The 23871-nt window shown below is 66.7% G+C and carries 22 protein-coding genes and 1 tRNA gene; 10 read left to right on the top strand and 13 right to left on the bottom strand.

The window, feature by feature from the left end; genetic code table 11:
- Positions 1–86 precede the first annotated feature (86 nt).
- Positions 87–1514, top strand: a complete 1428-nt coding sequence (pyk, locus tag AAC997_RS07070) for a pyruvate kinase (protein WP_340644986.1) — start codon at positions 87–89, stop codon at positions 1512–1514.
- 18 nt (positions 1515–1532) lie between these two features.
- Here the strand turns inward: pyk and AAC997_RS07065 are convergent, their stop codons facing one another.
- Both AAC997_RS07065 and AAC997_RS07060 read right to left on the bottom strand, forming a co-directional pair.
- Complete coding sequence (locus tag AAC997_RS07065) at positions 1533–3683, bottom strand: amylo-alpha-1,6-glucosidase (protein ID WP_340644985.1); 2151 nt, start codon at positions 3681–3683, stop codon at positions 1533–1535.
- 11 nt (positions 3684–3694) lie between these two features.
- Positions 3695–4759, bottom strand: a complete 1065-nt coding sequence (locus AAC997_RS07060) for a glycosyltransferase family 4 protein (protein WP_340644984.1) — start codon at positions 4757–4759, stop codon at positions 3695–3697.
- Positions 4760–4906: 147 nt separating this feature from the next.
- Between AAC997_RS07060 and pgl the strand changes: the two genes are divergently transcribed.
- The 4 genes from pgl to eda are packed head-to-tail and all read left to right on the top strand — an operon-like array spanning position 4907 to position 9001.
- The gene (pgl, locus tag AAC997_RS07055; protein WP_340644983.1) at positions 4907–5581 is read left to right on the top strand and encodes a 6-phosphogluconolactonase; all 675 of its coding nucleotides are present in this window, start codon (positions 4907–4909) and stop codon (positions 5579–5581) included.
- 17 nt (positions 5582–5598) lie between these two features.
- Positions 5599–7413, top strand: coding sequence for a phosphogluconate dehydratase (gene edd, locus AAC997_RS07050; protein ID WP_340644982.1), 1815 nt, complete (start codon positions 5599–5601; stop codon positions 7411–7413).
- Positions 7410–8384 carry a glucokinase gene (gene glk / locus AAC997_RS07045; protein ID WP_340644981.1) on the top strand — a complete coding sequence of 325 codons (975 nt, stop codon included), beginning with the start codon at positions 7410–7412 and terminating at the stop codon, positions 8382–8384. The genes edd and glk overlap by 4 nt, the downstream gene beginning before the upstream one ends.
- Positions 8381–9001 carry a bifunctional 4-hydroxy-2-oxoglutarate aldolase/2-dehydro-3-deoxy-phosphogluconate aldolase gene (eda, locus tag AAC997_RS07040; RefSeq protein ID WP_340644979.1) on the top strand — a complete coding sequence of 207 codons (621 nt, stop codon included), beginning with the start codon at positions 8381–8383 and terminating at the stop codon, positions 8999–9001. Before glk ends, eda begins: the two co-directional genes overlap by 4 nt.
- A gap of 12 nt (positions 9002–9013) precedes the next feature.
- Here eda and AAC997_RS07035 read toward each other — a convergent pair.
- The 4 genes from AAC997_RS07035 to AAC997_RS07020 form a co-directional block, all read right to left on the bottom strand.
- A protein-coding gene (locus AAC997_RS07035) for an IS630 family transposase (RefSeq protein ID WP_340644978.1) occupies positions 9014–9956 on the bottom strand; the annotation gives its coding sequence in 2 pieces (ribosomal slippage) (positions 9014–9619 and positions 9621–9956; 942 coding nt in all).
- Between the two features lie 83 nt (positions 9957–10039).
- Positions 10040–10717 (bottom strand): GNAT family N-acetyltransferase, encoded by a 678-nt coding sequence (locus AAC997_RS07030; protein ID WP_340644977.1) that lies wholly within the window; start codon positions 10715–10717, stop codon positions 10040–10042.
- A gap of 4 nt (positions 10718–10721) precedes the next feature.
- The gene (locus AAC997_RS07025; RefSeq protein WP_340644976.1) at positions 10722–11498 is read right to left on the bottom strand and encodes an enoyl-CoA hydratase/isomerase family protein; all 777 of its coding nucleotides are present in this window, start codon (positions 11496–11498) and stop codon (positions 10722–10724) included.
- The gene (locus AAC997_RS07020) at positions 11495–12661 is read right to left on the bottom strand and encodes an acyl-CoA dehydrogenase (RefSeq protein WP_340644975.1); all 1167 of its coding nucleotides are present in this window, start codon (positions 12659–12661) and stop codon (positions 11495–11497) included. The genes AAC997_RS07025 and AAC997_RS07020 overlap by 4 nt, the downstream gene beginning before the upstream one ends.
- Before the next feature lie 167 nt (positions 12662–12828).
- On the opposite strand from AAC997_RS07020, the gene AAC997_RS07015 reads away from it, so the two are divergent.
- Positions 12829–14046 (top strand): CoA transferase, encoded by a 1218-nt coding sequence (locus AAC997_RS07015; RefSeq protein ID WP_340644974.1) that lies wholly within the window; start codon positions 12829–12831, stop codon positions 14044–14046.
- A gap of 95 nt (positions 14047–14141) precedes the next feature.
- Positions 14142–14549 carry an SRPBCC family protein gene (locus AAC997_RS07010; protein WP_340644973.1) on the top strand — a complete coding sequence of 136 codons (408 nt, stop codon included), beginning with the start codon at positions 14142–14144 and terminating at the stop codon, positions 14547–14549.
- 60 nt (positions 14550–14609) lie between these two features.
- Here the strand turns inward: AAC997_RS07010 and AAC997_RS07005 are convergent, their stop codons facing one another.
- From AAC997_RS07005 to AAC997_RS06995, 3 genes are all read right to left on the bottom strand, one after another.
- Positions 14610–15023, bottom strand: a complete 414-nt coding sequence (locus AAC997_RS07005; protein ID WP_340644972.1) for a Zn-ribbon domain-containing OB-fold protein — start codon at positions 15021–15023, stop codon at positions 14610–14612.
- A 1-nt stretch (position 15024) separates the two neighbouring features.
- Complete coding sequence (locus AAC997_RS07000; RefSeq protein WP_340644971.1) at positions 15025–16212, bottom strand: thiolase domain-containing protein; 1188 nt, start codon at positions 16210–16212, stop codon at positions 15025–15027.
- Positions 16213–16332: 120 nt separating this feature from the next.
- The gene (locus AAC997_RS06995) at positions 16333–17814 is read right to left on the bottom strand and encodes an AMP-binding protein (RefSeq protein WP_340644970.1); all 1482 of its coding nucleotides are present in this window, start codon (positions 17812–17814) and stop codon (positions 16333–16335) included.
- Between the two features lie 204 nt (positions 17815–18018).
- Between AAC997_RS06995 and AAC997_RS06990 the strand changes: the two genes are divergently transcribed.
- The 3 genes from AAC997_RS06990 (at position 18019) to AAC997_RS06980 (ending at position 20250) form a co-directional block, all read left to right on the top strand.
- On the top strand, positions 18019–19569 hold the full coding sequence (locus AAC997_RS06990) for a class I adenylate-forming enzyme family protein (protein ID WP_340644969.1): 1551 nt from the start codon (positions 18019–18021) through the stop codon (positions 19567–19569).
- Positions 19566–20063, top strand: a complete 498-nt coding sequence (rraA, locus tag AAC997_RS06985) for a ribonuclease E activity regulator RraA (protein ID WP_340644968.1) — start codon at positions 19566–19568, stop codon at positions 20061–20063. The genes AAC997_RS06990 and rraA overlap by 4 nt, the downstream gene beginning before the upstream one ends.
- A gap of 97 nt (positions 20064–20160) precedes the next feature.
- Positions 20161–20250, top strand: a tRNA-Ser gene (locus tag AAC997_RS06980).
- Between the two features lie 54 nt (positions 20251–20304).
- Here the strand turns inward: AAC997_RS06980 and AAC997_RS06975 are convergent.
- The 4 genes from AAC997_RS06975 to AAC997_RS06960 all read right to left on the bottom strand — a co-directional run bounded on the left by AAC997_RS06975 (position 20305) and on the right by AAC997_RS06960 (position 23829).
- Positions 20305–20835, bottom strand: a complete 531-nt coding sequence (locus AAC997_RS06975) for a YbjN domain-containing protein (RefSeq protein ID WP_340644967.1) — start codon at positions 20833–20835, stop codon at positions 20305–20307.
- A gap of 351 nt (positions 20836–21186) precedes the next feature.
- Positions 21187–21636: a hypothetical protein gene (locus AAC997_RS06970; RefSeq protein ID WP_340644966.1), complete on the bottom strand. Its 450-nt coding sequence runs from the start codon at positions 21634–21636 to the stop codon at positions 21187–21189.
- Complete coding sequence (locus AAC997_RS06965) at positions 21626–22162, bottom strand: hypothetical protein (RefSeq protein WP_340644964.1); 537 nt, start codon at positions 22160–22162, stop codon at positions 21626–21628. Before AAC997_RS06965 ends, AAC997_RS06970 begins: the two co-directional genes overlap by 11 nt.
- Positions 22163–22590: 428 nt before the next feature.
- Positions 22591–23829 carry a DUF1254 domain-containing protein gene (locus AAC997_RS06960; protein ID WP_340644963.1) on the bottom strand — a complete coding sequence of 413 codons (1239 nt, stop codon included), beginning with the start codon at positions 23827–23829 and terminating at the stop codon, positions 22591–22593.
- Positions 23830–23871: the final 42 nt, after the last annotated feature.

Below are 23871 nucleotides of genomic sequence, written 5' to 3'. Positions count from 1 at the left end.
CCGTATTCGTTGAGCCCCTGGCCGCAGGGTGGTCTTTTGATAAGCATCGAACCGTTCGACGCAACGCGATTTGGCAGGGAGAGCCTATGATCCGCGCCCGACGAGCCCGCATTGTGGCGACTCTGGGTCCCGCCAGCCGTGACCCAGCCCAGATTCGGGCGCTCGCGGAAGCCGGCGCCGACGTCTTCCGGGTGAATTTCAGCCATGGCGGCCACAAGGACCACGCCCGGACCATCGCCAATGTACGCGCTGTCGAGGCTCTGGTGGGGCGCCCGCTGGCCGTCCTGGCCGATCTCCAAGGGCCCAAGCTTAGGCTCGGTGAATTCGCCGACGGCCGGGTGCGGCTGAAGGTGGGGCAGGACTTCCGCCTGGATCGCCAGCCCATCGACGGTGACGCCAGCCGGGTCTGTGTTCCCCACGCGGAGATTTTTGCGGCCCTGAAGCCCGGCGCAGACATCCTGCTGGACGACGGCAAGGTGCGCCTGAAGGTCGGCAAGTGCGGACCTGACTTCGCCGACACGGTGGTGGTGGCCGGCGAGGCGCTCTCCGATCACAAAGGACTCAACCTGCCGGGTCTCGCCATTCCCATCCCGGCCTTGACCGCCAAGGACCTGGAGGACCTCAACTTCGCGCTTTCAGAGGGTGTCGACTGGGTGGCGCTGTCCTTCGTGCAGCGTGCCTCTGACATGGCCGAGCTGCGGCAGATCGTGAAGGGCCGTGCGGGGGTCCTGGCCAAGATCGAGAAGCCCGCCGCCCTCGAAGCGCTGGACGAAATTCTCGACCTCTGCGAGGCGGTCATGGTGGCGCGGGGCGACCTTGGCGTCGAACTGAACCCCGAGGACGTGCCGGTGGTGCAGAAGGCCCTGATCCGGGCGGCGCGGACCCGAGGCATTCCGGTCATCGTGGCCACCCAGATGCTGGAGAGCATGATCTCCGCGCCCACGCCCACCCGCGCCGAGGCCTCCGACGTGGCGGGCGCGGTCTATGAGGGGGCCGACGCCGTCATGCTGTCGGCCGAGACCGCCGCCGGCCAGTACCCGGTGGAGGCGGTGACCATCATGGATCGCATTCTGACGCGGGTGGAACGCGACACCCGCTGGCCTGAACTGATGCGGGCGGAGTATCCGGTCGAGGACGCCGACGCCGACGCCTTGGTGGCCGCCGCCCGCCGCGCCGCCGAGGCCGCCTCCACCGCCTGCCTTGTGGCCTTCACCACCACCGGCCAGACAGCGCTGCGGCTGGCGCGCGAACGTCCGCTGCAGCCGACCCTGGCGCTCACCACCCGCCTCGCCACAGCCCGCCGCCTCGCCTTGGCCTGGGGCGTGGAGTCCCGCGTCATCGACGAGATCTCCGACCCTGAGGACCTAGCCCGCGTGGCCGTCAATGTGGTGACCGAGATGGGACTGGCCCCGCCCGGACACCGCGTACTGATCCTGGCCGGCTTGCCCATGGGCTCGCCGGGCGCGGCCAATATCCTGCGCCTCGCCCACACGCCCATGAAGAGATCCACCTGATCGTTCAAGGTTGAACGATCAACAAATCCTGACCGGGATCGAGTTGTGGCCGCGCGCTTGCACGACCACCTTGCCTCCGATCCGCTCGAACAGCAGGTCGACCTTCTCGGCGCCCACCCGCAGGCCGTCCACGGCCAGGACATCGATGCCGATGGGCAGGCGCGGATCGACGATCTCGACGCCGTCGCCCGAGCCGCTGACGCGGATCCCGAGGCACGCCTGCAGCATCATGAACACCGAGCCCGCCGCCCAGGCCTGGGGCAGGCAGGCGACGGGATAGTTCACCGGCGGCTCCCCGGCGCTGCGGATGAAGCCGCAGAACAGTTCCGGCAGCCGCATCTCGAAGCTTGCGGCGGTCTCGAACAGTCCCGAAGTCAGGTTCACCACCCCGTCCCGTTCGCCGTAACGCGACAGGCCCATGGCGCAGACGGCGGTGTCGTGCGGCCAGACGGAGCCGTTGTGATAGCTCATCGGATTGTAGCGCGCCTCGCCGATGGCCAGGGTCCGCAGGCCCCAGCCGCTGTCGAACCGGGCCGACAGCAACTGCTCGGTGACCTTCTGCGCCCGTTCCGGCGACGGCAATCCGCAGAACAGCAGATGTCCGGGGTTGGAGGCCCGCGTGCGGCACAGGGCGCCGTCGCCGTCGATGGCGATGCCGTAGAACTGCTGATCCTCCATCCAGAACCGGGCCTCCACCGTCTCGCGGATGTGCTCGGCCCGTTCGCCCCAACGCTTCTGACTGGCGGCGTCCTCCCGCAGGCCTGCGAAGTGGGCCATGGCCTTGTAGGCGGCGAAGGCATAGCCCTGAACCTCCACCAGGGCGATGGGACCGTCAGGGAACCGACCATCAGCGTGGAAGACGCTGTCCTGGCTGTCCTTCCAGCCCTGGTTGGCCAAGCCGCTCTCCTGGCCCCGGGCATAGTCGATCAGCCCGTCGCCATTGGTGTCGCCGAAATGCTCCATCCAGGCGGTGGCGGCCTTGAGCGCGGGCCACAGGTCGTCGATCAGGGCCATGTCGCCGGTCCGCTCGGCATAGGCGCCGGCCAGAGCCACGAACAGCGGCGTGGTGTCGACCCCGCCATAGTAACGGCCGAACGGCACCTCCCCCAGGGCCGGCATCTCGCCCTTGCGCGTCTCGTGCATGATCTTGCCCGGCGCCGAGTCGCGAAAGGCCGACACCTCCTCGGCCTGGTGGGCGGCCAGATAGGTCAGCACCCCCTTGGCCAGAGACGGCTCGAACCACAGGATCTGCCAGGCGGTGATGATGGCGTCGCGACCGAAGGCGGTGGAGAACCAGGGGATGCCGGCATAGGGATAGGGACCTGTCTCCATGCGGGTGGTGAGCAGGGCGAGGTCCGCCCGCGACTTTTCGAGCCACTCGTTGAACAGCCGGCCCGAACTGCGCAGCCGCGCACCGTGCCGACGCCGGGCGCGCATGTCCCAGCGGGCCCTTGCGGCCCCGTCGCGGAATCGCTCGCGGCTGGGCGGTGGAGCTTCGGTGGCCCCGATCTCCAGGTAAAGTTCCAGCTTTCCCTCAGGCGCCAGGGAATACATGAAATCGGCCCGGTTTCCGGTCAGCCGACCCGGTGGATCGGAGAAGGCGATCACGCTGCTCCGTTCTATCTGATCCAGGCCCACATAGGTGAAGGTCACGCGGCGACCGTCGATCACCGGGGGCAGCATATAGCCGCGCCGGGCGCGCTGCATGCCGCGCACCTCGAACATGTCGTGGAAGTCGGCGCCCAGTTCGACGGCGAGCGGCAGCAGCACCACGTCGCGGCTGTAGTTGGTGCAGGTGATCCGTTCGTAGAGCCGCTCATCCCACAGGAACCGCTTGCGCTCGACGTGCAGAACCCCGGGTGGACCGACGGGGCCCCCAGGATAGGGCAAGGCCTGGTTGGCGCCGTTGAAGGTGAAGAAGACGTTGTCCTGAGCGATGGCCGCCGACAGTAGGGATGGCGGCCGGTTGCCCAGCAGCAGGCGAAACTTCGACAGGATGCGGGTGTCGTTGTGAAACAGCCCGTCCCCGGAGCCCAGAACATCGCCATAGGAGTCGGCCACCACGAAGGTGTCCTTGTCCTTCAGGGCGTGCAGACGATGCGGCGTGCGCGGTTCAGTCGACTCGCCCTGTTCGACCGGGGCCTCAGGCGCCGGCGCCAGATCGTCCATCTGTTCTTGCCTCAGGCGTTTGCAGCGAAGGCGAAGTCCTGGCTGAGCGGTGCGCCCAACCGGGCATAGAGGTCAATATAGCGCCGCGCCATGGCGATGGCCGAGTACTTCAGTTCGAACCGCTGGCGGATCAGGCTCCGGTCCAGGCTCACCGCTCGGCGGACGGCGTCCACCGCCTCGTTCTCGTTACGCACGATGAAGCCGGTGACGCCGTCCTCGATCACCTCAGGCACCGAGCCGCAGGCATAGGCGACCACCGGCGTGCCGCAGGCCATGGCCTCGATCATCACCAGGCCGAAGGGTTCGGGCCAGTCGATCGGGAAGAGCAGGGCGTCGGCCCCACCCAGGAAGGCGGACTTTTCTTCGTCGCCGATCTCGCCGATGAACTGGATCAACGGGTCGCCGACGATCAGGGGCTCGATCTTGTCATGGAAATAGCGCTGGTCGGCGGCGTCCACCTTGGCGGCGATTTTCAGCGTCTTGCCCAGCCGCTTGGCGATGGCGATGGCGCGGTCGGGGCGCTTCTCCGGCGAAATTCGCCCCAGAAAGGCGAGGTAACCCTCCGACTTGCCGTGGAACTCATAGATGTCGGTGGTCATGCCGTGGTGCACGGTGCCCGCCCAGCTGGTTGAGGCCAGGGGGCGGCGTTGGTCATCGCTGATGGAGACCAGAGGGTACTGCGGCCATCGGTCGTAGACGCCCTGCAGATCCTTCAGGTCCAGGCGCCCATGCAGGGTGGTGATGGTCTTGCCGGCCATGTCTGAGAAGAAGGGGAAGTGGACCATGTCGGTGTGAAAATGGATCACGTCGAAGTCGTCGGCTCGGCGGCGCACCTCCGACAGCATCGACATGTGGGCCGCCAGATCGCTCTTGAGTTGGGCGGGGTCCAGCCGGATGGCCTGGTCGCGAACAGCGACGAGTTTGGCCCTGGTCCGGGCCTCGCCGCTGGCGAACAGCGTCACCTCATGTCCCAACTCCACCAAGGCGTCCGTCAGGTGGGACACAACCCGCTCGGTCCCGCCGTAGAACCGCGGGGGGACAGCCTCATACAGAGGCGAAACCTGGGCGATTCTCATGGCGCGCAATCCTCACGATAGGAAGGTCTCTTAGCTCTGCGGCATGGCCGCATTCGCAGAGGCATAGCTCGCGAGATCGCGCGAAAGTTCCGAGGTTCGGCGCAGTTTTTGCGACCCGTCCGGCGCGCGCCGCGTTATGGGCGGGAGATGATCGAATTCTTCCCAGATGAGACCACCCTGGCCGCCGCCGCCGCTGAGGCGACCGTGACCGCGCTGGACGCGGGTTTGAAGGCCCGGGGGCAGGCCAGCCTGATCGGCACCGGCGGTCGCTCGCCGGCCCCGGTCTATGACGCACTTCGGGACGCCGAGCTTGACTGGGCCCGCGTCACGGTCGGCCTTTCGGATGATCGATTTCTGCCGCCGGCCTCACCGGACTCCAACGAACGCCTGGTCCGCGAGCGTCTTCTGCAGGGCCGCGCGGCGGCGGCGGCCTTCCTGCCGCTCTATTCCAGCGCCCCCGACCCGCAGGCCTGCGCCGACGTCGCCGAGCCCTCCATCCGGGCGCTCGCCCCCTTCGACATGCTGTTTCTCGGCATGGGGGAAGATGGCCACATCGCGTCCTTGATCCCGGGTAGTCCGGTGATGGAGGCGGGCCTCGACCCAGAGGGCGGCCGCTTCGTCATCGGGATTCCGGGGGACGTCGGTTCGCCCCCGGTGGCGCGCATCAGCCTGACCCTGCCCGCCCTGTTGGCGGCCCGGACCACCCTGATCCTGATCCGCGGCCCGCTGAAGCGCGAGATCGTTGAACAGGGCTCGGGACTGCCGGTGCACCGGTTGGTCAAACAGGCTAAAGCGCCCCTGCGCGTCCTCTGGACGCCGTGAATTCTAGGAGCAATCCCATGCATCCGGTCACCGCCGCCGTCACCGCGCGTATCGTCGAGCGCAGCCGCGAAACCCGCGCCGACTACTTGGCGCGCATGGAGGCCGCCCGCCACGCCGGCCCTGGTCGGGCCAAGCTGTCCTGCGCAAACTGGGCGCATGCCTTCGCCGCCTCTCCCGACGGGGACAAGCAGCGGATGCGCAATCCCAATGCGCCCAACGTGGCGATCGTCTCGGCCTATAACGACATGCTCTCGGCCCACCAGCCGCTGGAACGCTTCCCGGAGATCATCAAGGCGGCGGCCGAGACCGTGGGGGCCACCGCCCAGTTCGCCGGCGGCGTGCCGGCCATGTGCGATGGCGTGACCCAGGGTCGGCCGGGCATGGAGCTCTCGCTGTTCAGCCGCGACGTGATCGCCATGTCCACCGCCGTGGCCCTGACCCACGACGCCTTCGACGCGGCCCTGATGCTCGGCATCTGCGACAAGATCGTGCCAGGCCTGACCATCGGGGGGCTCGCATTCGGCCACCTGCCGGTGATCTTTGTCCCCGGTGGTCCCATGACCTCGGGCGCGTCGAACGCCGACAAGGCCCGGGTGCGCGGCCTCTATGCCGAGGGCAAGGCCACCCGTGACGAACTTCTGGACATGGAGATGAAATCCTATCACGGGCCTGGCACCTGCACCTTCTACGGCACCGCCAACTCCAACCAGATGATGATGGAGATGATGGGCCTGCACCTGCCAGGCGCGGCCTTCGTCACGCCCAACACGCCGCTGCGCGACGCGCTCACCGCCCAGGCGCCGCTGCGCGCCATCGCGATCGCCGAGGGGACCAACGCCTATACGCCGATGTCGGCGGTGGTGGACGAGAAGTCCATCGTCAACGCCATCGTCGGCCTCCTGGCGACCGGCGGGTCCACCAACCACACCCTCCATATCGTCGCGATGGCCAGGGCCGCCGGTGTGATCGTCGACTGGACCGATTTCGACGAACTCTCGCGGATCACCCCGCTGATGGCGCGGGTCTATCCGAATGGCAGCGAGGACGTGAACGCCTTCCATGCCGCTGGCGGCATGGCCTATGTGGTCCGCCAACTGCTGGACGCCGGCCTCGCCCACGAGGACGTGGTCACGGTCGCCGGCGAGGGCCTGCGCCGCTATCAGCAGGAACCCTTCCTCCAGGACGGCAAGCTGGTCTGGCGCGAGGGGCCCAGCACGTCGCTCAATCCCGACATCCTGCGCCCGGCCAACGATCCCTTCCTGCCGGAGGGCGGCATACGCCTGCTGTCGGGCGGCCTGGGCCGCGCGGTCATCAAGACCTCGGCGGTGAAGGACGAGCACTTGATCATCGAGGCCCCGGCCATCGTGTTCGAGGACCAGGACGACCTCCTGGAGGCCCACAAGAACGGCGAGCTGAACCGCGACTTCGTGGCCGTGGTTCGCTTCCAGGGGCCGCAGGCCAACGGCATGCCGGAACTGCACAGCCTGACTCCGGTCCTCGGGGTCCTGCAGGACAAGGGGTTCAAGGTCGCCCTGGTTACCGACGGCCGCATGTCGGGCGCCTCGGGCAAGGTGCCCGCCGCCATCCACGTCTCGCCTGAGGCGGGCCTGGGTGGCCCCTTGGCCTATGTGAGGACCGGCGACTTGTTGCGCCTCGACGCCCATGCCGGCGTGCTGGAGATTCTGGTGGATGCAGCCGAACTGGCCGCCCGTCCTAGGGCGCCCAAGCCGCCGGCCGGGTTCGGCTATGGTCGTGAACTCTTCGGGGCCATGCGCCGCGCCGCAGGGCCCGCCGAGGCCGGGGCCTGCACCCTGTTCGGGGACGCGGCATGAAGACGAGCTACACCGGCCTCGTCGGCGATGTCGGCGGCACGAATGCGCGGCTGGCCCTGGTGGATGAGGACGGCCACATCCGCCATCCCAAGACCTATCCCGCCGCCGACTTCGGCTCGCTAGGCGAGGTGATCGGCCAGTATCTTGAGTCCACGGTCGGCCGCCGCTGTCCGCCCCGCGCCGTGCTGGCCGTCGCCGGTCCGGTGGTGGATGGCGAGATCGAGTTCACCAACCTGGCCTGGCGGATTTCCGAGGGCGAACTGGTGGGCACCTTCGCTTTCGAAGCGGCTCAACTGATCAACGACTTCGCGGCCCAGGCCATGGCCGCCCCGGTCCTGGGCGCCGACGACCTCAAGCCGATCGGCCCCATGATGAAGGGTGCCGAGGGTGCGCCCATCGTGGTCCTAGGCGCCGGCACCGGCTTCGGCGTGGCGGGCCTCGCCCGCTCCGATCGCGGCGACGTGCCCATCGCCACCGAGGGTGGCCACGCCGCCTTCGCCCCCTATGACGAGGTCGAGGCTCAGGTCCTGGCCCGCCTGCGAAAGACCCATGAGCGGGTCTCCATCGAGCGAGTCCTGTCGGGTCGCGGCCTGTTCGAGCTGTACAAGGCGTTGGGGGATATTCAGGGCCTCGAGACCGGCCTGGCGGACGAGAAGGCGGTGTTCGCCGCCGGCCAGGCAGGCGATCCGCTGTGCTCCGAAACCCTCGACCGATTCTGCGGCATCCTCGGCTCGGTGGCCGGCGACCTGGCGCTCACCTTTGGGGCCCGCGCCGGGGTCTATGTCTCCGGCGGCATCGCGCCGCGCATGGTGGACCGTCTCAACAGCGGCGAATTCCGGCGTCGTTTCGAAGACAAGGGCCGACTGTCGGACTATACCCGCGACATCCCCACCTCGCTGATCGTCCATCCCTTTGCGGCGCTGGTGGGCTCGGCCCGGGCGCTGAAACAGTTGGAAGGAAACAGGCTTTGACCCTCCAGGACATCCTCAAGCTCGCACCCGTGGTGCCGGTCCTGATCATCGAGGAAGAGGCCCACGCCGTGCCGCTGGCCAAGGCCCTGGTGGCGGGCGGGCTCTACGCCCTGGAAGTCACTCTTCGCACCCCGGTCGCGCTCGAGGCCATCCGCCGCATCGCCGGTGAGGTCGAGGGTGCGGTGGTGGGCGCGGGCACCATCACCACCGCCGCGGCCCGCCAGTCGGTGGCCGACGCAGGCGCCCAGTTCGGGGTCAGCCCGGGCCTGATCGAGGGGGAGGGCTTCGACGGCCCCGTTCCCCTGCTGCCCGGCATCGCCACGGCGACGGAACTGATGTGGGGCCTGCGGGCCGGCTATACCCATTTCAAGCTCTTCCCGGCCAACATCGTCGGTGGCGTTGGCGCGCTCAAGGCCTTCGCCAGTCCCTTCCCCCAGGCCATATTCTGCCCCACGGGCGGGGTCAGCCTGGAGAACGCCAATGACTACTTGGCCCAGCCCAATGTGATCTGCGTCGGCGGCTCCTGGGACGCGCCGGCCCAGGCGGTCCGCGACGGCGACTGGGGCAAGGTCACCGAACTGGCCCGCGCCGCGTCGCAACTCGGCAAGGCCGCCTAGAGCGGGACTCGATTAGACGGAACCGTATCCGGAGTTGCGCAGGTAGTTGGCGCACTCGTGGGGTTCGAAGAGGTTGAGGAGTTGGCCGGCCTTGCGCCAGGTGTCCTCGACGGTGCGGGGCTGGGCCTTGCGCATCATGTGCTTGAGCTTGGCGAAGACCTGTTCGATCGGGTTGAGGTCGGGACTGTAGGGCGGCAGGAAGAGCAGGTGGGCGCCCTTGGCCCTGACGGCGGCGCGGGCTGCCTTGCCCTTGTGGCTGCCGAGGTTGTCGAGGACCACCACGTCGCCCGGCGAGAGGGTCGGCGCCAGGACCTCGGCGATGTAGAGGCCGAAGAGCTGGCCGTTGATCGGGCCGTCGATCACCCAGGGCGCGTCGATGCGGTCGTGGCGCAGGGCGGCGATGAAGGTCTGGGTCTTCCAGTGTCCGAAGGGCGCATAGGCCTTCAGACGCCGTCCCCTCGGTCCCCAGCCACGCAGGGGCGCCATGTTGGTCTTCACCCAGGTCTCATCAAGGAACACCAGTCGCTCAAGGGCGATGCGGCCCTGGTAGGCCTTCCAGCGCGCCCGCTTGCGCGCCACGTCAGGTCGCGTCTGCTCCTCGGGCAGCAGGGTTTTTTTTGAAGCTCAGTCCCTCGGCGTGAACGAACACCCACACCGCCCGTGGATGGGTCTTGATCCCGCGCTCGGCCAGCTCCGTCGCCAGGCCCCGCAGCGTGAACGGCCCCGAGCCAATCCGCGCGCGCAGCCACTCGGCGCAGTCTCCCGACAGCGTTCGGGGCTTGTAGCCGCCGACTTGGGCCGGCGCCAACGAGCCGGTTTCACGCTCGCGCTTGGTCCATTTGGAGACACAGGAGGGCGCGATCCGCAGCGCCGCCGCGATCTCGCGGTTCGTCTCACCCGCCGCCTTGCGCGCCATCGCCCGCTCGCGAAGATCCATAGAATACGGAGCCGTCATCAGCGCTGACCTCCTCCAGCAGAGAAGATGAATCAGATCAGCCCTGATTTGGGAATCCAGATTCCGTCAAAACGCGGCCCGCTCTAGGTCCGCGCCAACACCGTCGCCGTCACCTCGCGGCGGACCGAAAAGCCCAGGGATTCATACAGGCTGATCGCGCCCAGATTGCTGGCGTAGGAGTGCAGGAACGGCGTCTCACCCCGTGCCACGATGCGGTCGGCGACCACCTGCATCAGACGTCCGGCATGGCGGCGGCCGCGATGGTCGGGATGGGTGCAGACGCCGCTGACCTCGGTATAGCCCTCGGGTCGCATCCGCTCGCCGGCCATGGCCACCAGCCGCCCGTCCTGCTTGATCCCCACGAAGGCGCCCAGGCGATGCGTGGCCGCGAAGAACGGTCCCGGCTCGGTGAGCGTGGCCAGCGCCAACATCTGCGGGGCGTCAGCCTCGGACAGGTCCTCGAAGGCGAAGTCCGGGTCGCCGGGCTTGGGGCGCTTGGCGACCATCTGGGCGCACACCGCGGCTTTCGCCACCGTGACCCCAGGCGGCGGGATAAAGGGCTCAGCCTCAACCACCCAAAGGGACCCGTCCGCCGGGATCAGCTCGGCCAGGGCGGCGAGATTTTCCGCCGATCCATCCGCCGCCGCGCCGAACACGTTGTAGCGCGGGTCGAACCGCAGGGCCCGGCCATCGCCCACGGCCAGGCTCCGCTGGCGGGTGCTCAGCGTGCTCCAGACCGGTCGGTCCAGCGGGTGGCCCATCGCCTCAGTGGCCGGTGAAGGCGCCCACCCGGCGCTCTGATACGGCCTTCACGCCCTCGGCATAGTCGTCGGTGGCGCGCAGGATGGTCTGCTGTTCATGCTCGTGGATCGTCTGGGCGCGGACGGCGGCGGCCAGGTCGGCGCGCAGGGTCTTGCGGGTGGCCACAACGGCCAGCGGCGCGTTCTCGGCGATCTCCTGGGCCAGGCGCGAGGCTGCGGCGCGCAGGTCGGCCAGGGGCGCGATCTCGTCCACCAGACCCCAAGCCAGGGCATCCTCCGGCTTCACCCGGCGTCCGGTCAGGAACATCAGGTTGGCGCGGTGCTGGCCGATCAGCCGGGGCAGGGTGTGAGTCAGGCCAAAGCCCGGATGGAAGCCCAGCTTGACGAAGTTGGCGGTGAACCGCGCCTCGTGCGCGGCCACCCGGAAATCGCCCACCAGGGCCAGGCCAAGGCCCGCCCCTACCGCCGCGCCCTGCACGGCCACCACGATCGGGGTCTCGATGGAATAGAGCCGCACGGCCTGGTCATAGAGGCTGCCGATGCCGCCCATGCCCGAACCCGCGATCCCGTCGCTGGCCACCAGGTCGGCGCCGGCGCAGAAGGCCTTGCCTGCCGAGCACAGCACCACCGCCCGGGTCTTGCCGTCGCCGTCGAGGGTCTCCAGGGCGTCGGCCAGGTCGGCCATCAGCTCGACGGAGACGTGGTTGAAGGGCGGGCGGTCGATCTCCACGGTCGCCACGTGGCCGTCATGGGTGACCTTCAGGTGGTCGTAGCTGCTCATCGTCGGGTTCCCATCAGGTTGCGGGCGACCACCATGCGGTGGACTTCGGAAGGGCCGTCATAGATCCGCATGTTGCGTACCAGCGAGGCCATCAGCTGCAAGGGCATTTCCTTGGTCATGCCCATGGCGCCGAAGCATTGCATGGCGTTGTCGATGACCTCCCAGGCCATCTCGGTGGCGAAGACCTTGACCATGGAGATCTCACTTCGCACGTCACGGCCCTGGTCGAGCTTGGCGGCGCAGTCATAGGTCATCAGCCGGGCGGCGTGGATCTTGATGGCCGCGTCGGCCGCCCACCACTGCACCGCCTGGCGGTCCGACAACGGCTGGCCGAAGGTCACCCGCTGCGGCGCGTATTCACACATCATGTCCAGGGCCCGCTGCGCCAGGCCGATGCACCAGGCGGCCATCTCCATCCGCCGCGTCCCCAGCCGCACCTGCATCGGCGCGAACCCCTGGCCCTCGGTCCCCAGCAGCTTCCAGCCCGGCACCCGGCAATCCTCCAGCGCCACCTCGTAGGTCATGGCCCCGCCGATCATCGGGATCTTGCGCAACACCTTGAAGCCCGGATTGTCGCCATCGACGAGGAAGGCGCTCATCCCGCCCCGCGCGCCCTTCTCCCGGTCGGTCACCGCCATGACAATGGTGAAGTCCGCCTCGGCGGCCCGGCTGGTCCAGATTTTTCTTCCGTCGATGATCCAGTCGTCGCCGTCGCGCACGGCCCTGGTGATCATGCCCGCGGGGTCGGCGCCGGCGCCGGGTTCGGAGATGCCGATGGCGCTGATAGTCTCGCCGCGCACATAGGGGGCGAGATAGGCCTCGCGCTGGCGCTCGGTCACCGTGGCCATCAGCATGCGCAGGTTCGGTGAGTCCGGCGGCAGGGTGTAGGGGGTGACGGTCGAGCCCAGGGCCTCGTTCACGGCCACCAGGGCCACCTGCGGAAGGTCCGAACCGCCCACGTCCTCCGGGGCGTCCAGGCCCCAGAGGCCCAGGCGCTTTGAGACCACGTCGATCTTCTCGCGCTCGTCCTTGGTCAGGCCCACGCCCTTGCCGGCCGCCTCGCGGGCCAGGACCACGCTCTCCAGGGGCATCAGCTCGTCGCGGACGAACTTCTGCGCCAGGTCCTTGAGCATCCGGTGCTCTTCGGAAAGTTCGAAGTCCATGGTCCGCCCTCGACGCCTGTTGATCCGGCCTTGCTCCGAATTAGCCGGGTTGCCGCGCCGGACGGCAAGCGCGCAATTCATCCGACCCCGTGTCCCGGCGTGAGCTCTTGCGCCGACCCCGGCTTCAATGATCTTCCAGGACCCAAGAAACGACGGGGAGCTTCGACGTGACCGACACCAAGCAATTGGCCGACAAGGCCACCGGACCGCTGGCCGGCATTCGTATCCTGGACCTGACCAGCGTGGTGTTCGGCGCCTACGCCACCCAGATGCTGGGGGACCAGGGGGCGGAGGTCATCAAGCTGGAGGACCCGGGCTCGGGCCGGGGTGACGGCGGCGACATCATGCGCTGGGCTGGCCACGTGCCGGAGGGGACGCCGCGGGATCTCGGCCCCATCTTCCTGACCATCAACCGCAACAAGCGCTCGGTGCTGATGGACATGCGCGACCCGGCCTCGCGTCCGCTGCTCGAAGCCCTGATCAAGAGCTGTGACGTCTTCGCGGTCTCGGTCCGTTACGAGGGGCTCAAGCGGCTGGGCCTGGCCTATGAGGATGTGAAGGCCCTGCGGCCCGACGTCGTCTATGTCCACGCCTCGGGCTACGGCTCGGACGGCCCCTATGCCGGGGAGCCGGCCTATGATGATTTGATCCAGTCGGCCTCGGGCCTGGCCGACCTGCTGCCCCGCACCGACGGCAACCCGACCCCGCGCATCCTGCCGACCCTGGTGGCCGACAAGGTCTCGGGCCTGTTCATGTGTCAGGCGATCACGGCCGGCCTGCTGCACAAGGAACGCACCGGCCAGGGCCAGTTCATCGAGGTGCCGATGCTGGAATGCGTCACCAGCTTCACCCTGGTGGAGCACCTCTATGACCACACCTTCGAGCCGCCCACCGGCCAGTGGGCCTATCAGCGGGTGGCCAATCCCAACCGCAAGCCCTACCAGACCAAGGACGGCTATATCGGCCTGCTGCCCTACACCGACAAGCAGTGGGACCAGTTCTTCGCCGCCGCCGGCATGGCCGAGACCTTCGGCAAGGACCCGCGGTTTTCCGACTACGCCACCCGCGCCAAGCACATCGGCGAGCTCTATGGCCTGGTGGGGGAGGTGACCCAGACCAAGACCACCCAGGAGTGGCTAGACCTGCTCAAGCCCCTGTCGATCCCGATCGTGAAGACCGCACGCCTGGACGACCTGCCCGACGATCCGCACCTGAAGGCGGTGGGCTTCTTCGAGCGCTACGACCACCCGCATGCCGGGCCTTACAACGCCATGAAGCCACCGGTGAAGTTCACCGGATCGCCCAGCAACATCCGCCGCCACGCCCCGCGCCTGGGGGAGGATACCGCTGAGGTGACGGCGGAGATGGGCCTCAAGGCCGACTGATGCGGGTCGGGGGCCGGAAAGTTGCGCGCCCGATGTCGGGCGCCGCGCTTCTGCTCCGTCCTTGGACCAGGACCTAAGAATGGAGATGCCGTCGCATGAAAATCACCGTTGAAACTGTGGTCGACGCCCCGATCGCGGCCGTCTGGGACGCCTATTTCACGCCGGACGACATCGTGCGGTGGAATGCGGCGTCCGAAGATTGGCACACCACCAAGGCCACGGTGGATCTCCGGGTCGGCGGCGAATTCTCATCGCGTATGGAGGCCAAGGATGGCAGCTTCGGCTTTGACTTCGCCGGGACCTATACGCGGGTCGAGCCGCTGCGGCGAGTGGAGTACGCCTTCGGCGACCGGGCTGCCGCCGTGGAATTCTTGGAGGGCGCTGGCGGTGTGACGGTGCGCGTCACCTTCGATGCCGAGGCCGAAAATTCGATCGAGCAGCAGCGCGACGGCTGGCTAGCGATCTTGAGCAATTTCAAGTCGCACGTGGAATCGCGGCGTTAGCCCGCCGCGGCGGCGACAGCCCAGGCCGCATCCCCCACGGAGATGCGGCCTGGCGCCGTCCTAGACCGGCGAGAACACCGGGACGGGCGGGCCGCCCTCGGTGGCCTGGAACTTCACCTTCACCTTCTGGCCGATGGCCAGTTTGGTCAGGTCGCAGTCCACGAAGTTGGTCAGCACCGCCGGGCCCTCGTTGAGGGTGACGTAGCCGATGGCGTAGGGGCCGGTCGGCGAGCGGTGCATGGTGGAATAGGTGTAGATCACCCCCTCGCCCGGGCTCTCTTCCCAGACGGTGTCGTCGGAGAAGCAGAAGGGGCAGAGCGCGCGGGGATACCAGTGTGGCTCCCCACAGGCGTTGCAGCGCTTGATCAGGAACTTTCCCTGTTCGGCGGCGTCCCAGAAGGGCTTGCTCTCGATGGTCACGGCCGGGGCCGGAATCTTGCGGCCCTCGGCCGGCTTGTCTTGAACGTCGCTCATCCTAAGCCTCCCGTTCCATGATGACGGTGCCCGCGCCGTGGCGGGTGCCCAGCGAACCGCCCGTGCCGTGGGCGAGGGCCAGGTCGCAATTGGGCACCTGGACCTTGGGGTGGGCTTCGCCGCGCAATTGGCGCACCGCCTCGATCACCTTGGTGATGCCGCCGCGGTTGGTGGGGTGGTTGTTGCAGAGCCCGCCGCCGTCGGTGTTGAAGGGCAGCTTGCCGACGCCGGAGATCAGGTTGCCGTCGGCGACGAACTTGCCGCCCTCGCCCTTCTTGCAGAAGCCCAGGTCTTCGAGCTGCATCAGCACCGTGATGGTGAAGCTGTCGTAGATCGAGGCGTACTTCATGTCCTGCGGGGTGACGCCCGCCTCGCCGAAGGCGATGGGGCCAGACCACAGGGCGCCGGAGTGGGTAAGGTCCAGGTCCTTGCCGCCGCGCGGGCCCTTGGGGGCCTCGCCGGCGCCGATGATCTTCACCAAGGGTCGCTTCAGGCTCTTGGCGACTTCCGGGCTGGTGACGATCAGAGCGCCGCCGCCGTCGGTGACGACGCAGCAATCCAGCAGGTGCAGCGGGTCGGAGATCATGCGCGAGTTCACCACCTGCTCGACAGTGACCACGTCCTTCAGGAAGGCGTGCTCATTCCATTGGGCATGGTGGCTGGCGGCGACCTTGATCCAGGCGAGCTGTTCGCTGGTGGTGCCGTACTCGTACATGTGGCGCATGGCGCACATGCCGTAGGTGTTGTGGGTCGAGCCGCCATAGATGTTCTCGAAGCCGGCTTCCGGCGCGCCGTCGGTGAGCTGGCCGGGACGACCCCCGCCGCCGCCGGGGAAGAACTTGTTCTGGCGGGGACGGCCGGCGAGCGTGATGAGCGCCACGCTGCACTTGCCCGCCGCGATCGCCTGGGCCGCGTGGCCGACGTGCAGCAGGTAGGACGAGCCACCGGTCTCGGTGGAGTCCATGTGGCGGACGTTCTTCAGGCCCATATAGTCCACCATCGACATGCCGCCGAAGCCGGGGGCGTCGCCGGCGCAGAAGTAGCCGTCGATGTCGTCCTTGGTCAGGCCGGCGTCGGCCAGGGCGCCCTTGGCGCACTCGGCGTGAAGTTGGGGTGTCGACTTGTCGGGAGCGTCCCGGGTGGGGTGCTCATAGGCCCCCATGATGTAGGCCTTGCCCTTAATACTCATCGATCCCCTTCCTCAAATTCTTCTCTTAACGAATGGCGGTTGGCTTAGTCCTCCGCCGCGCCGAGCGCAAACGCCGGCCCCTCGGCGAGGAGGCCGGGCGGCGCTCGCGCTTGCAGAGCGTCAGGCCGGTTGGCCTTCCTTCAGTTTGGCGATGCGGGCGTCGCGTAGGGCGGTGCGGCGCACCTTGCCGGCGTCGTCGCGGAGCGGTTCGTCCACGAATTCGTAGGTTCGCGGCTGCTTGTAGGTGACCAGTTTGGTTTTAAGATGCTCACGTAGGGCGGCCTCGTCGCCTGGCCCACGCGTTTGCACGATGGCGTGGATCTTGGCGCCCAGGTCGTCGTCCGGGATGCCGATGACGGCGACGGACTGGACACTGTCATGCTCCTCCAGGGCCGCCTCGATCTCGGCGGGATAGACGTTGGAGCCCCCCACCAGGATCATGTCGGTGCGGCGGTCGGCCAGGTAGAGATAGCCGTCCTCGTCGAACCAGCCGATGTCGCCCAGGCTCTCCCAGCCGCCGGGCAGAACCTTGGCCGTGGCGCCCAGGTATTTGTAGCTGGGGGGCATGCCCTCGGGACGGCGCATGTAGATCTCGCCGATCTCGCGGGGCGCCAGCTGGTTTCCGTCGTCGTCGAAGGCCACCATCTCGCCCATGCGCACCTTGCCCACCGAGCCCCGGTGTTCCATCCACTCGGTGCCGGAAATGACCGTGGAGGCCTGGGCCTCGGTGCCGGCATAGAGCTCCTGGATCACCTCGCCGCCCAGCCACAGGATGAAGGCCTCCTTCAGCCAGGGCGGGCAGGGGGCGGCCAGGTGCCAAAGGGTCTTCAGGGACGACAGGTCGTACTTGGAGCGGACCTCTTCGGGCAGATGCCAGATGCGGTTCATCATGGTCGGCACCATGTAGATCCAGGTGGCGCGGCGCTTCTCGATCTCGGCCAGCGTGCCTTCGGGATCGAAGCGCGGCAGGACGATCAGGTGCGCGCCCAGGTTCAGCACGCTCATCATCATGCCGAACCCGGCGTTGTGGTAGAGCGGCGCGGGCAGGACGGCGATTGACTGCGAAGTCAGCTGCCAGCCGCCGACGGCCGGCGTCTCCTTCGTGGTCACGCCGGGCTGGCCCGACAGGATCAGCTTGGGCCGGCCGGTGGAGCCGCCGGAGGTCGGCGCCTTTGAAACCGGCGAAGTGGCGTCGGGCAGGTCGCTGTCGTCGTCGCTCTTGGCCAGCAGGTCGGACACCTTCAGCAGCGGCCGGTCGATCTTGGCCTCGAACTGCGCGATCACCACCGGGGTCTTGGCCAGCTCCATGATGGCCTCCAGCTCGGCCTGGGGCAGGCGGAAGGCCACCGGCTGCGGCGTCGCGCCGATCTTCCACATGGCCCAGCAGGCCACGGCGAAATCGGTGGAGTTGGGCAGGCCCAGCGTCACCAGATCGCCGTGCTTCACGCCATAGGCCAGCAGGCCGCGGGCGGCGCGGTTGGTCAGCTTGTGGAACTGGGAATAGGAGAGGGTGACATCGCCGCAGCTCACCGCGGGCGCGTCGGGCTGGGATTGCGCGAAGGCCTTGAGCTTCGCGCCGAGGGAAATCATCTCGTCGGCCATAATAGGTGTTCGTCCCAAATGAATTGGCCCGATTGAATTTCAGGCGCCGCATGAACTGGTGGAGGCCCCGCCAATGCTGCGAGGTTGGCGATCAGTTTCCCTCGCGGAAGATCGTTTCGGCAAGCGCCATATTCGATTGTCGAAGCAGGCCCCCTGTGGCTAAGACGACGCGATAAAATTTGAACATTTGGTAGGGAGCCGTCGATGTCCGTCGAACAGATGCTGAGCCAGGATTTCGGGACGCTGGCCGAGGTGATCGGCGAACAGGCCAAGGAACGGCCCGACAAGCACGCCCTGGTGGACGCCAAATCCACCATGACCTACGGCCAGCTCGACGCCTTCATGGGCCGCATGGCCACGGCGCTTCAGCGCGAGGGCGTAGAGAACCAGGACGTCGCCGCCGTCTGCGCCACCTCATCGGTGGAATACGGCGCGACCTTCTTCGGCATCCTGCGGGCCGGCGGCGCTGTCGCGCCCCTCGCGCCGTCATCCACCCCGGAAGGCTTGGTGGGTATGCTCAAGGACTGCGGGGCCAAGGTTTTCTTCCTGGACAAGGGTGTGTCCGAGGCCCTGGCCGGTGTCGCCGATCAGATCACCGCCCAGCGCGTCGCCCTCGACGGCTCCGACGCCGGCGTCCCGCTGCTGGAATGGCTGGCGCCTGAGGGCTCCAAGCCCAAGCCCGTCACCGTCACCGAGAACCAGGCCTTCAACATCATCTATTCGTCGGGCACCACCGGGACCCCCAAGGGCATCGTCCAGCCGCACCAGATGCGCTGGGGTCAGATCCGGCGTGGGATCTACGGCGAGGGTGCGGTGACCATGATCTCCACCCCGCTCTATTCGAACACCACGCTCGTCTCCTACCTGCCCACCATCTCCAATGGCGGTACGGCGGTGCTGATGCCCAAGTTCGACGCCGAGCAGTTTCTGAAGCTCAGCCAGCAATACCGCGCCACCCACGCCATGCTCGTGCCGGTGCAGTACCGCCGGCTGATGGAACGGCCCGACTTCGACAGCTACGACCTCTCCAGCTACGTGATGAAGTTCTCCACCAGCGCCCCCTTCGCCGCGGCCCTGAAGGCCGACGTGCTGAAGCGCTGGCCCGGTGGCCTGATTGAATATTACGGCATGACCGAGGGCGGCGGCTCCTGCGGCCTGGCGGCCCACGAGTTCCCCGACAAGCTGCACACCGTCGGCCGGCCCCTGCCGGGCCACGACATCCGGCTGATCGACGAGGACCTCAAGGAGGTGCCCCAGGGCAAGATCGGCGAGGTTGTCGGCCGCTCGGGCGCCATGATGGTCGGCTACCACAACCAGCCGGGCAAGACCTCCGAGGCCGAGTGGTACAGCCCTGAGGGCCTCCGCTACATCCGCACCGGCGACGTGGGCGTGTTCGACGCCGACGGCTTCCTGACGCTCATGGACCGCAAGAAGGACATGATCATCTCGGGCGGCTTCAACATCTATCCCTCCGATCTGGAGGCCGAGATGATCCAGCACCCGGAGGTGCTGGAGGCCGCCGTGGTGGGGGTGGCGTCCGACAAGTGGGGCGAGACTCCCGTGGCCTTCGTCGCGTTGAAACCCGGCGCCAAGGTGACGGGTGACGAGCTCAAGGCCTGGACCAACGGCAAGCTTGGCAAGACTCAACGCCTCGCCGACCTGATCCTGGTGGACAGCCTGCCCCGCAGCCACATCGGCAAGGTGCTGAAGCGCGAACTGCGCGACGACTACAAGGGCCCGGCGCTCACCGCATGAACAACCCCGCCCAGAAGCCCGCCAAGAGCGTCGCCGACCTCTGCGACGACCACGAGGACGAGGTCGAGGTCTGCCTCGTCCAGTTCCGCGACTATGGTGGCCGCAAGGCCTTCTCTGGACCGATCCGCACGGTGAAGTGCCGGGAGGACAATTCCCTGGTTAAGGCCACGCTCGCTGAACCCGGCGAGGGCTGCGTCCTGGTGGTGGATGGCGGCGGCTCGCTGGCCATGGCCCTGGTGGGCGACATGCTGGCCGCTGACGGGGTGAAGAACGGCTGGGCCGGGATTGTGGTCTATGGCGCGGTGCGCGACACCCCGATCCTGGAGACCCTGGATATCGGCATCAAGGCCCTGGGCTCGGTGCCGATCCGCAGCGTCAAACGCGGCGACGGGGTGGTGGACACCCCGGTGGCCTTCGGCGGCGTGGTCTTCGTGCCCGGCGACGTCCTGCACGCCGATCCCGACGGCGTGGTGGTCCTGCCCGGCGAGGACTGAAAACTCAGTCGCTGGACGGGCTTGCGGAGGCGGGGCCGTATGAGTAGGTTCCGCCCTCGCTCGGCGGGCCCCCTCTAGGGAGCCTCCAGACGGCTCCGGAGAGGTGGCTGAGTGGTCGAAAGCACCGCACTCGAAATGCGGCGTACCTTTACCGGTACCGTGGGTTCGAATCCCACCCTCTCCGCCATGGCCTGAAAAAGGTCACCCTCTTTGGGTTCGACTGAGGTCCCCCCGTTGGGAATTAGAATTCCTCCATAAGACGGGCGGCATCTCGCGAGAAGAATTCAAAATTCTTGATGAACAATGCCTCCGACGAGCCACCCTCATCCAGAAGTAGGTGCCGATACATGGCGATCTTACTATCGATCATAATCGTATGGGCGAATACTTCTTCTGAATTCCACGTATTGTTGAGTTTTTCGCAGCGCTTAACTTCTTTTTCACAATTCCAAAATGCGATGAATTCGATCTGAGAGCAGGATTTCTTGCTGTCGCAATCAAGGAATGCAATCCGAATATCGTTTCCGTCGGACGCTGTCTCAACCCAGACGTCGCTGTCTTCATCTGTCGTTAGCTTGGCCTTGTATCCGCCGTTTTGCAGGGCAGCGACGACGGTGGCCGGATCGGTGGAGGTCACCGGGGCCGCGATAGCTGTAGAGCAGGCAAACGCCGCGAGCGCAGCTGCACAAACGAGAGAATTGCGAGCCAAGCTAACCATTTCGTCCCCCAGGCAATTAACTCCACCATAGGTGGGGGAGGCTGGCAACGCCAAGAGGGCTCGTCTGCTGCAGACGTGGCATAGTCAAGTATGAGGTCGGCGATCCCTCTGCGTTCCTGAAGAGCCAGCAGGAGCGATGCTTCGCGTGGGGACAAGAGGCCCAATTTGAAGGAAAGGCCAGTTGTCGGGGCTTCAGTCGAGCGCAATGGTGGGCCGCAAGACTGAAAACGAGCGGCAGACGAAGTTCAACACAATCAGCACAATAGGGGAACTGTGGGACGGTCCCACCCTCTCCGCCACCCGTAATTTGTTGTTTCTATCTATCTTTATGTGACCCGGAAGACTTCCGGAATTCCGGCCAGGCCTGGCCCTGAAGGCGGGTCCGCCGGGGCGGTGGCCGCTTCGTCAATGGGATGGCGGACCGTCCGACGAGAATGAGAAATCCACGAGCGTCATGCGGCGGCCGTCGCCGTTGGCGCCTGTCATCCTGAGGCGGCGCCAGACTGTGCTCAGGCAACAGACGGCGGTGACCCAGGCCTCCTTTGGAATGTAGAGCGTGGCTTCCAGGCCCCCGCCCGGCAGCTCGCCGGTCCGATCAAGGATGTCGCCGATGTGGGGTGGCTGGCCACGGCTGAAATGCCAGCTCTCCAGTTGGTCCAGCCAGACGCGCATCCGGCGGTCGGCCAGACCTTCAGGCGCAACCACACGACCCTCGATTTCAATCATTCGAGAATAGATCAGGCCGCCTTGAAAACGGTGCGCCTTCGGGACTGAGGGCGGGCAAGGTAAAATGCCGAGCCCTCCATCATGTCCGCGCAACTCGACGAGAAAATCTTGCCGGGTCTCAGTCAGCATTCGCCCAGGCCTCGAGGTTCGGATGAATGCTGGCCTGGAAGAAGTAGGCAGAGGCTTTTGCGCCGCCCGGCCCTTCGTCGTAAGTCTTGATCTGCAGGTGCTTCCACGTCGACGCCAGGAACGTGGCCGTGGGCGCGATCGCCTCCTCGGGCAACATCAACACCACCTCAATCTCGACCTCGGCGCCTTCCGGAAGCACCGTGAGTTCACCCACGTCCTGGAGGCCTCCGCGTCCGAATCGGACCGTCGGCCCAAAGGGGGACAACGTCACCTTCACACCCTTGCCGCGGAGCTCGCGAGGCGCGCGTACCCGGCCGTGGAGGGTGAAGTCGCGCCCATATTCGAGGCCGGGAAATGGCGCCTTCGACCGAGTCACCGGCTGGTTAGTCGCAACGCGCAGGTTCCAATTCCAAGCAAGTATGTCGATCATCAGCCGGCCGTCGAAGAAGCTCGGATCTGAGGCCGCGTTGTGAGGATTTACGTTTGACACAACAAAAATCGTACGCCCTTTGTTCTCCTGCGGCAAGCTTCGCGCCCAGTGGCCGCACCCCGCCGGCAAGGTGTCTGGTGGTCGCAGATGTTCTTCTGACCGGTCGAGGTGATGCCCTGCTCTTCCGCCGGAGGATCCCTGCTCTGCGAGCCTCAATTCCCTGTTCTTGGAGCGTTATTTCACATGCCCCGCCGTACAAGCCGATGACGAACGGGCCATTCTCCGGGGCCAGCGCGGCGAGGCAGTGTCAGGGGCGCGCAATCCGCCGAAGATAAAATATAAAAACAGGGAAAAGCAGAGAATAGTTGGCGTCGCACTGCGTCCACCGCCAGGCATAAAGTATTGTTTTTATTCTGCTTCCTGGAAGGCCCAAGGTCCTCGACATGACCAGTCGGTCGTCATGGATTCGCGGCGTCGACTTCGCGTTCTTCGCCGCGACTTGGCGCGGTTCGCCAAGCCTGCGATCAGACAGGTCGTATCGGGGGCAGCCGATAGGTCCCATCCAGCATCTCCGGCTTCGGAAGGTAGGCGCGCATGAAGAGCGCGAAAGGTCCACTTCGGGGGGCCGGCAGCCAGTTGGCGGTCTTTTCACCGCCTGGATCTTCGCGGCCAATCCAGATGTCGACACCGCCATCGGCATTTCGAACCAGTCCTGGCGTCCTATCCCCGATCGCGTAGCGGCCAATTCGATTTTCGGTCAGGAAGAATTGCCCGTCATCGGTCGCCTCGTACATCGTCAAGGACCAGAAGCCGTCGATGGGCACGGGCTTGGCGAGTGAGAGACAGTAAAGACCGTCACCGTTGAACGCCCACGAGCCCTCTTCCGACTGAGCTCGCATGTACATCGCCTCAGCGACTTCGAGGGCGCCGAGGCCCTGGACCGCGACCGCTGCACGGAAACGATAGGAGTCGCCGAACTGACCGAGGTCGGGAAGCGGATAACTCCAGCCCTCGACGAACCGCAGATTGTTCGTCCCGCCTGAGACCATGGTGCGCGCTCTGGCGACCCCGGCCTCGATCGAAACCAGGTCGTCACCCGAATATCCGGCGGGGTCGAAATTTCCACCGCGCCCGGCGGCCCGAATACGTTCAAAGGCCTCCAATCCGACGATCGAGCCTGGCGGATCCGCGCCGAGCAGGTCCGCCGCCGACCGGAAGAACTCCGGCCAGGCATCGTCGCGCGTGGCGTGGCCTTTCGGCGGCGCGGCGGCGGGGCCTGAAAGCTCCAGGTCCGCCTGGAAGGCCCTCGCGTCAGGCAGATCGGCGTCTCCGGCCACCAGAATTCGCGCCAGCACCCAAGCGTGAGGCGTGCCAACCTTCAGATCGTTCTCGCCGAGCTCGACCTCGTCTGGCCCAACCAGCCGATAGACACCAGCCGGGCCGCTGGGCGTCCGGGCGCCCAGGATGACGCTATTGTTCGTGTACATGTCCATCACGGCGATCGAGACATAGCGCGCGCCAGGGTCGGGCAGGGTCAGGGTCACAGGGCCGTCGGTCAGGTCGATCCACGCGCTGGAATAGAGGGTGTCATTGTTGGGGGTGGTGATCTCCCGGTCCGCCGGTCCCACCAACTCGCGATTGTGAACAAACCTGTTCAGTCCCGAATGCAATCCGGGGTGCGTTGTGTCGAGCATACGCACGCGCGCCGCCGCCATCTCAATCAGGGGGAGGGCGTAGAGCCAAGCCTTCTCGGCCTCACGCATCAGCTCATTTGAGGGAGGTTTGCCCGCGTCCTGGCTGGCCGG

Source organism: Phenylobacterium sp., from assembly GCF_037968635.1.
GTDB lineage: Bacteria > Pseudomonadota > Alphaproteobacteria > Caulobacterales > Caulobacteraceae > Phenylobacterium.
This window is presented reverse-complemented; position numbering and strand designations above follow the sequence as displayed.

Bases quoted from the DNA above. Each gene is read 5' to 3' on its own strand.
- edd (WP_340644982.1), top strand. From the start codon at position 5,599: ATGCATCCGGTCACCGCCGCCGTCACCGCGCGTATCGTCGAGCGCAGC.
- AAC997_RS06990 (WP_340644969.1), top strand. From the start codon at position 18,019: ATGTCCGTCGAACAGATGCTGAGCCAGGATTTCGGGACGCTGGCCGAG.
- glk (WP_340644981.1), top strand. From the start codon at position 7,410: ATGAAGACGAGCTACACCGGCCTCGTCGGCGATGTCGGCGGCACGAAT.
- AAC997_RS07025 (WP_340644976.1), bottom strand. From the start codon at position 11,498: ATGAGCAGCTACGACCACCTGAAGGTCACCCATGACGGCCACGTGGCG.
- AAC997_RS07020 (WP_340644975.1), bottom strand. From the start codon at position 12,661: ATGGACTTCGAACTTTCCGAAGAGCACCGGATGCTCAAGGACCTGGCG.
- pgl (WP_340644983.1), top strand. From the start codon at position 4,907: ATGATCGAATTCTTCCCAGATGAGACCACCCTGGCCGCCGCCGCCGCT.
- AAC997_RS06995 (WP_340644970.1), bottom strand. From the start codon at position 17,814: ATGGCCGACGAGATGATTTCCCTCGGCGCGAAGCTCAAGGCCTTCGCG.
- AAC997_RS06970 (WP_340644966.1), bottom strand. From the start codon at position 21,636: ATGCTGACTGAGACCCGGCAAGATTTTCTCGTCGAGTTGCGCGGACAT.
- AAC997_RS07065 (WP_340644985.1), bottom strand. From the start codon at position 3,683: ATGGACGATCTGGCGCCGGCGCCTGAGGCCCCGGTCGAACAGGGCGAG.
- pyk (WP_340644986.1), top strand. From the start codon at position 87: ATGATCCGCGCCCGACGAGCCCGCATTGTGGCGACTCTGGGTCCCGCC.
- AAC997_RS07030 (WP_340644977.1), bottom strand. From the start codon at position 10,717: ATGGGCCACCCGCTGGACCGACCGGTCTGGAGCACGCTGAGCACCCGC.
- rraA (WP_340644968.1), top strand. From the start codon at position 19,566: ATGAACAACCCCGCCCAGAAGCCCGCCAAGAGCGTCGCCGACCTCTGC.
- AAC997_RS06960 (WP_340644963.1), bottom strand. From the start codon at position 23,829: ATGCGTGAGGCCGAGAAGGCTTGGCTCTACGCCCTCCCCCTGATTGAG.
- AAC997_RS07060 (WP_340644984.1), bottom strand. From the start codon at position 4,759: ATGAGAATCGCCCAGGTTTCGCCTCTGTATGAGGCTGTCCCCCCGCGG.
- AAC997_RS07005 (WP_340644972.1), bottom strand. From the start codon at position 15,023: ATGAGCGACGTTCAAGACAAGCCGGCCGAGGGCCGCAAGATTCCGGCC.
- AAC997_RS07000 (WP_340644971.1), bottom strand. From the start codon at position 16,212: ATGAGTATTAAGGGCAAGGCCTACATCATGGGGGCCTATGAGCACCCC.
- AAC997_RS07010 (WP_340644973.1), top strand. From the start codon at position 14,142: ATGAAAATCACCGTTGAAACTGTGGTCGACGCCCCGATCGCGGCCGTC.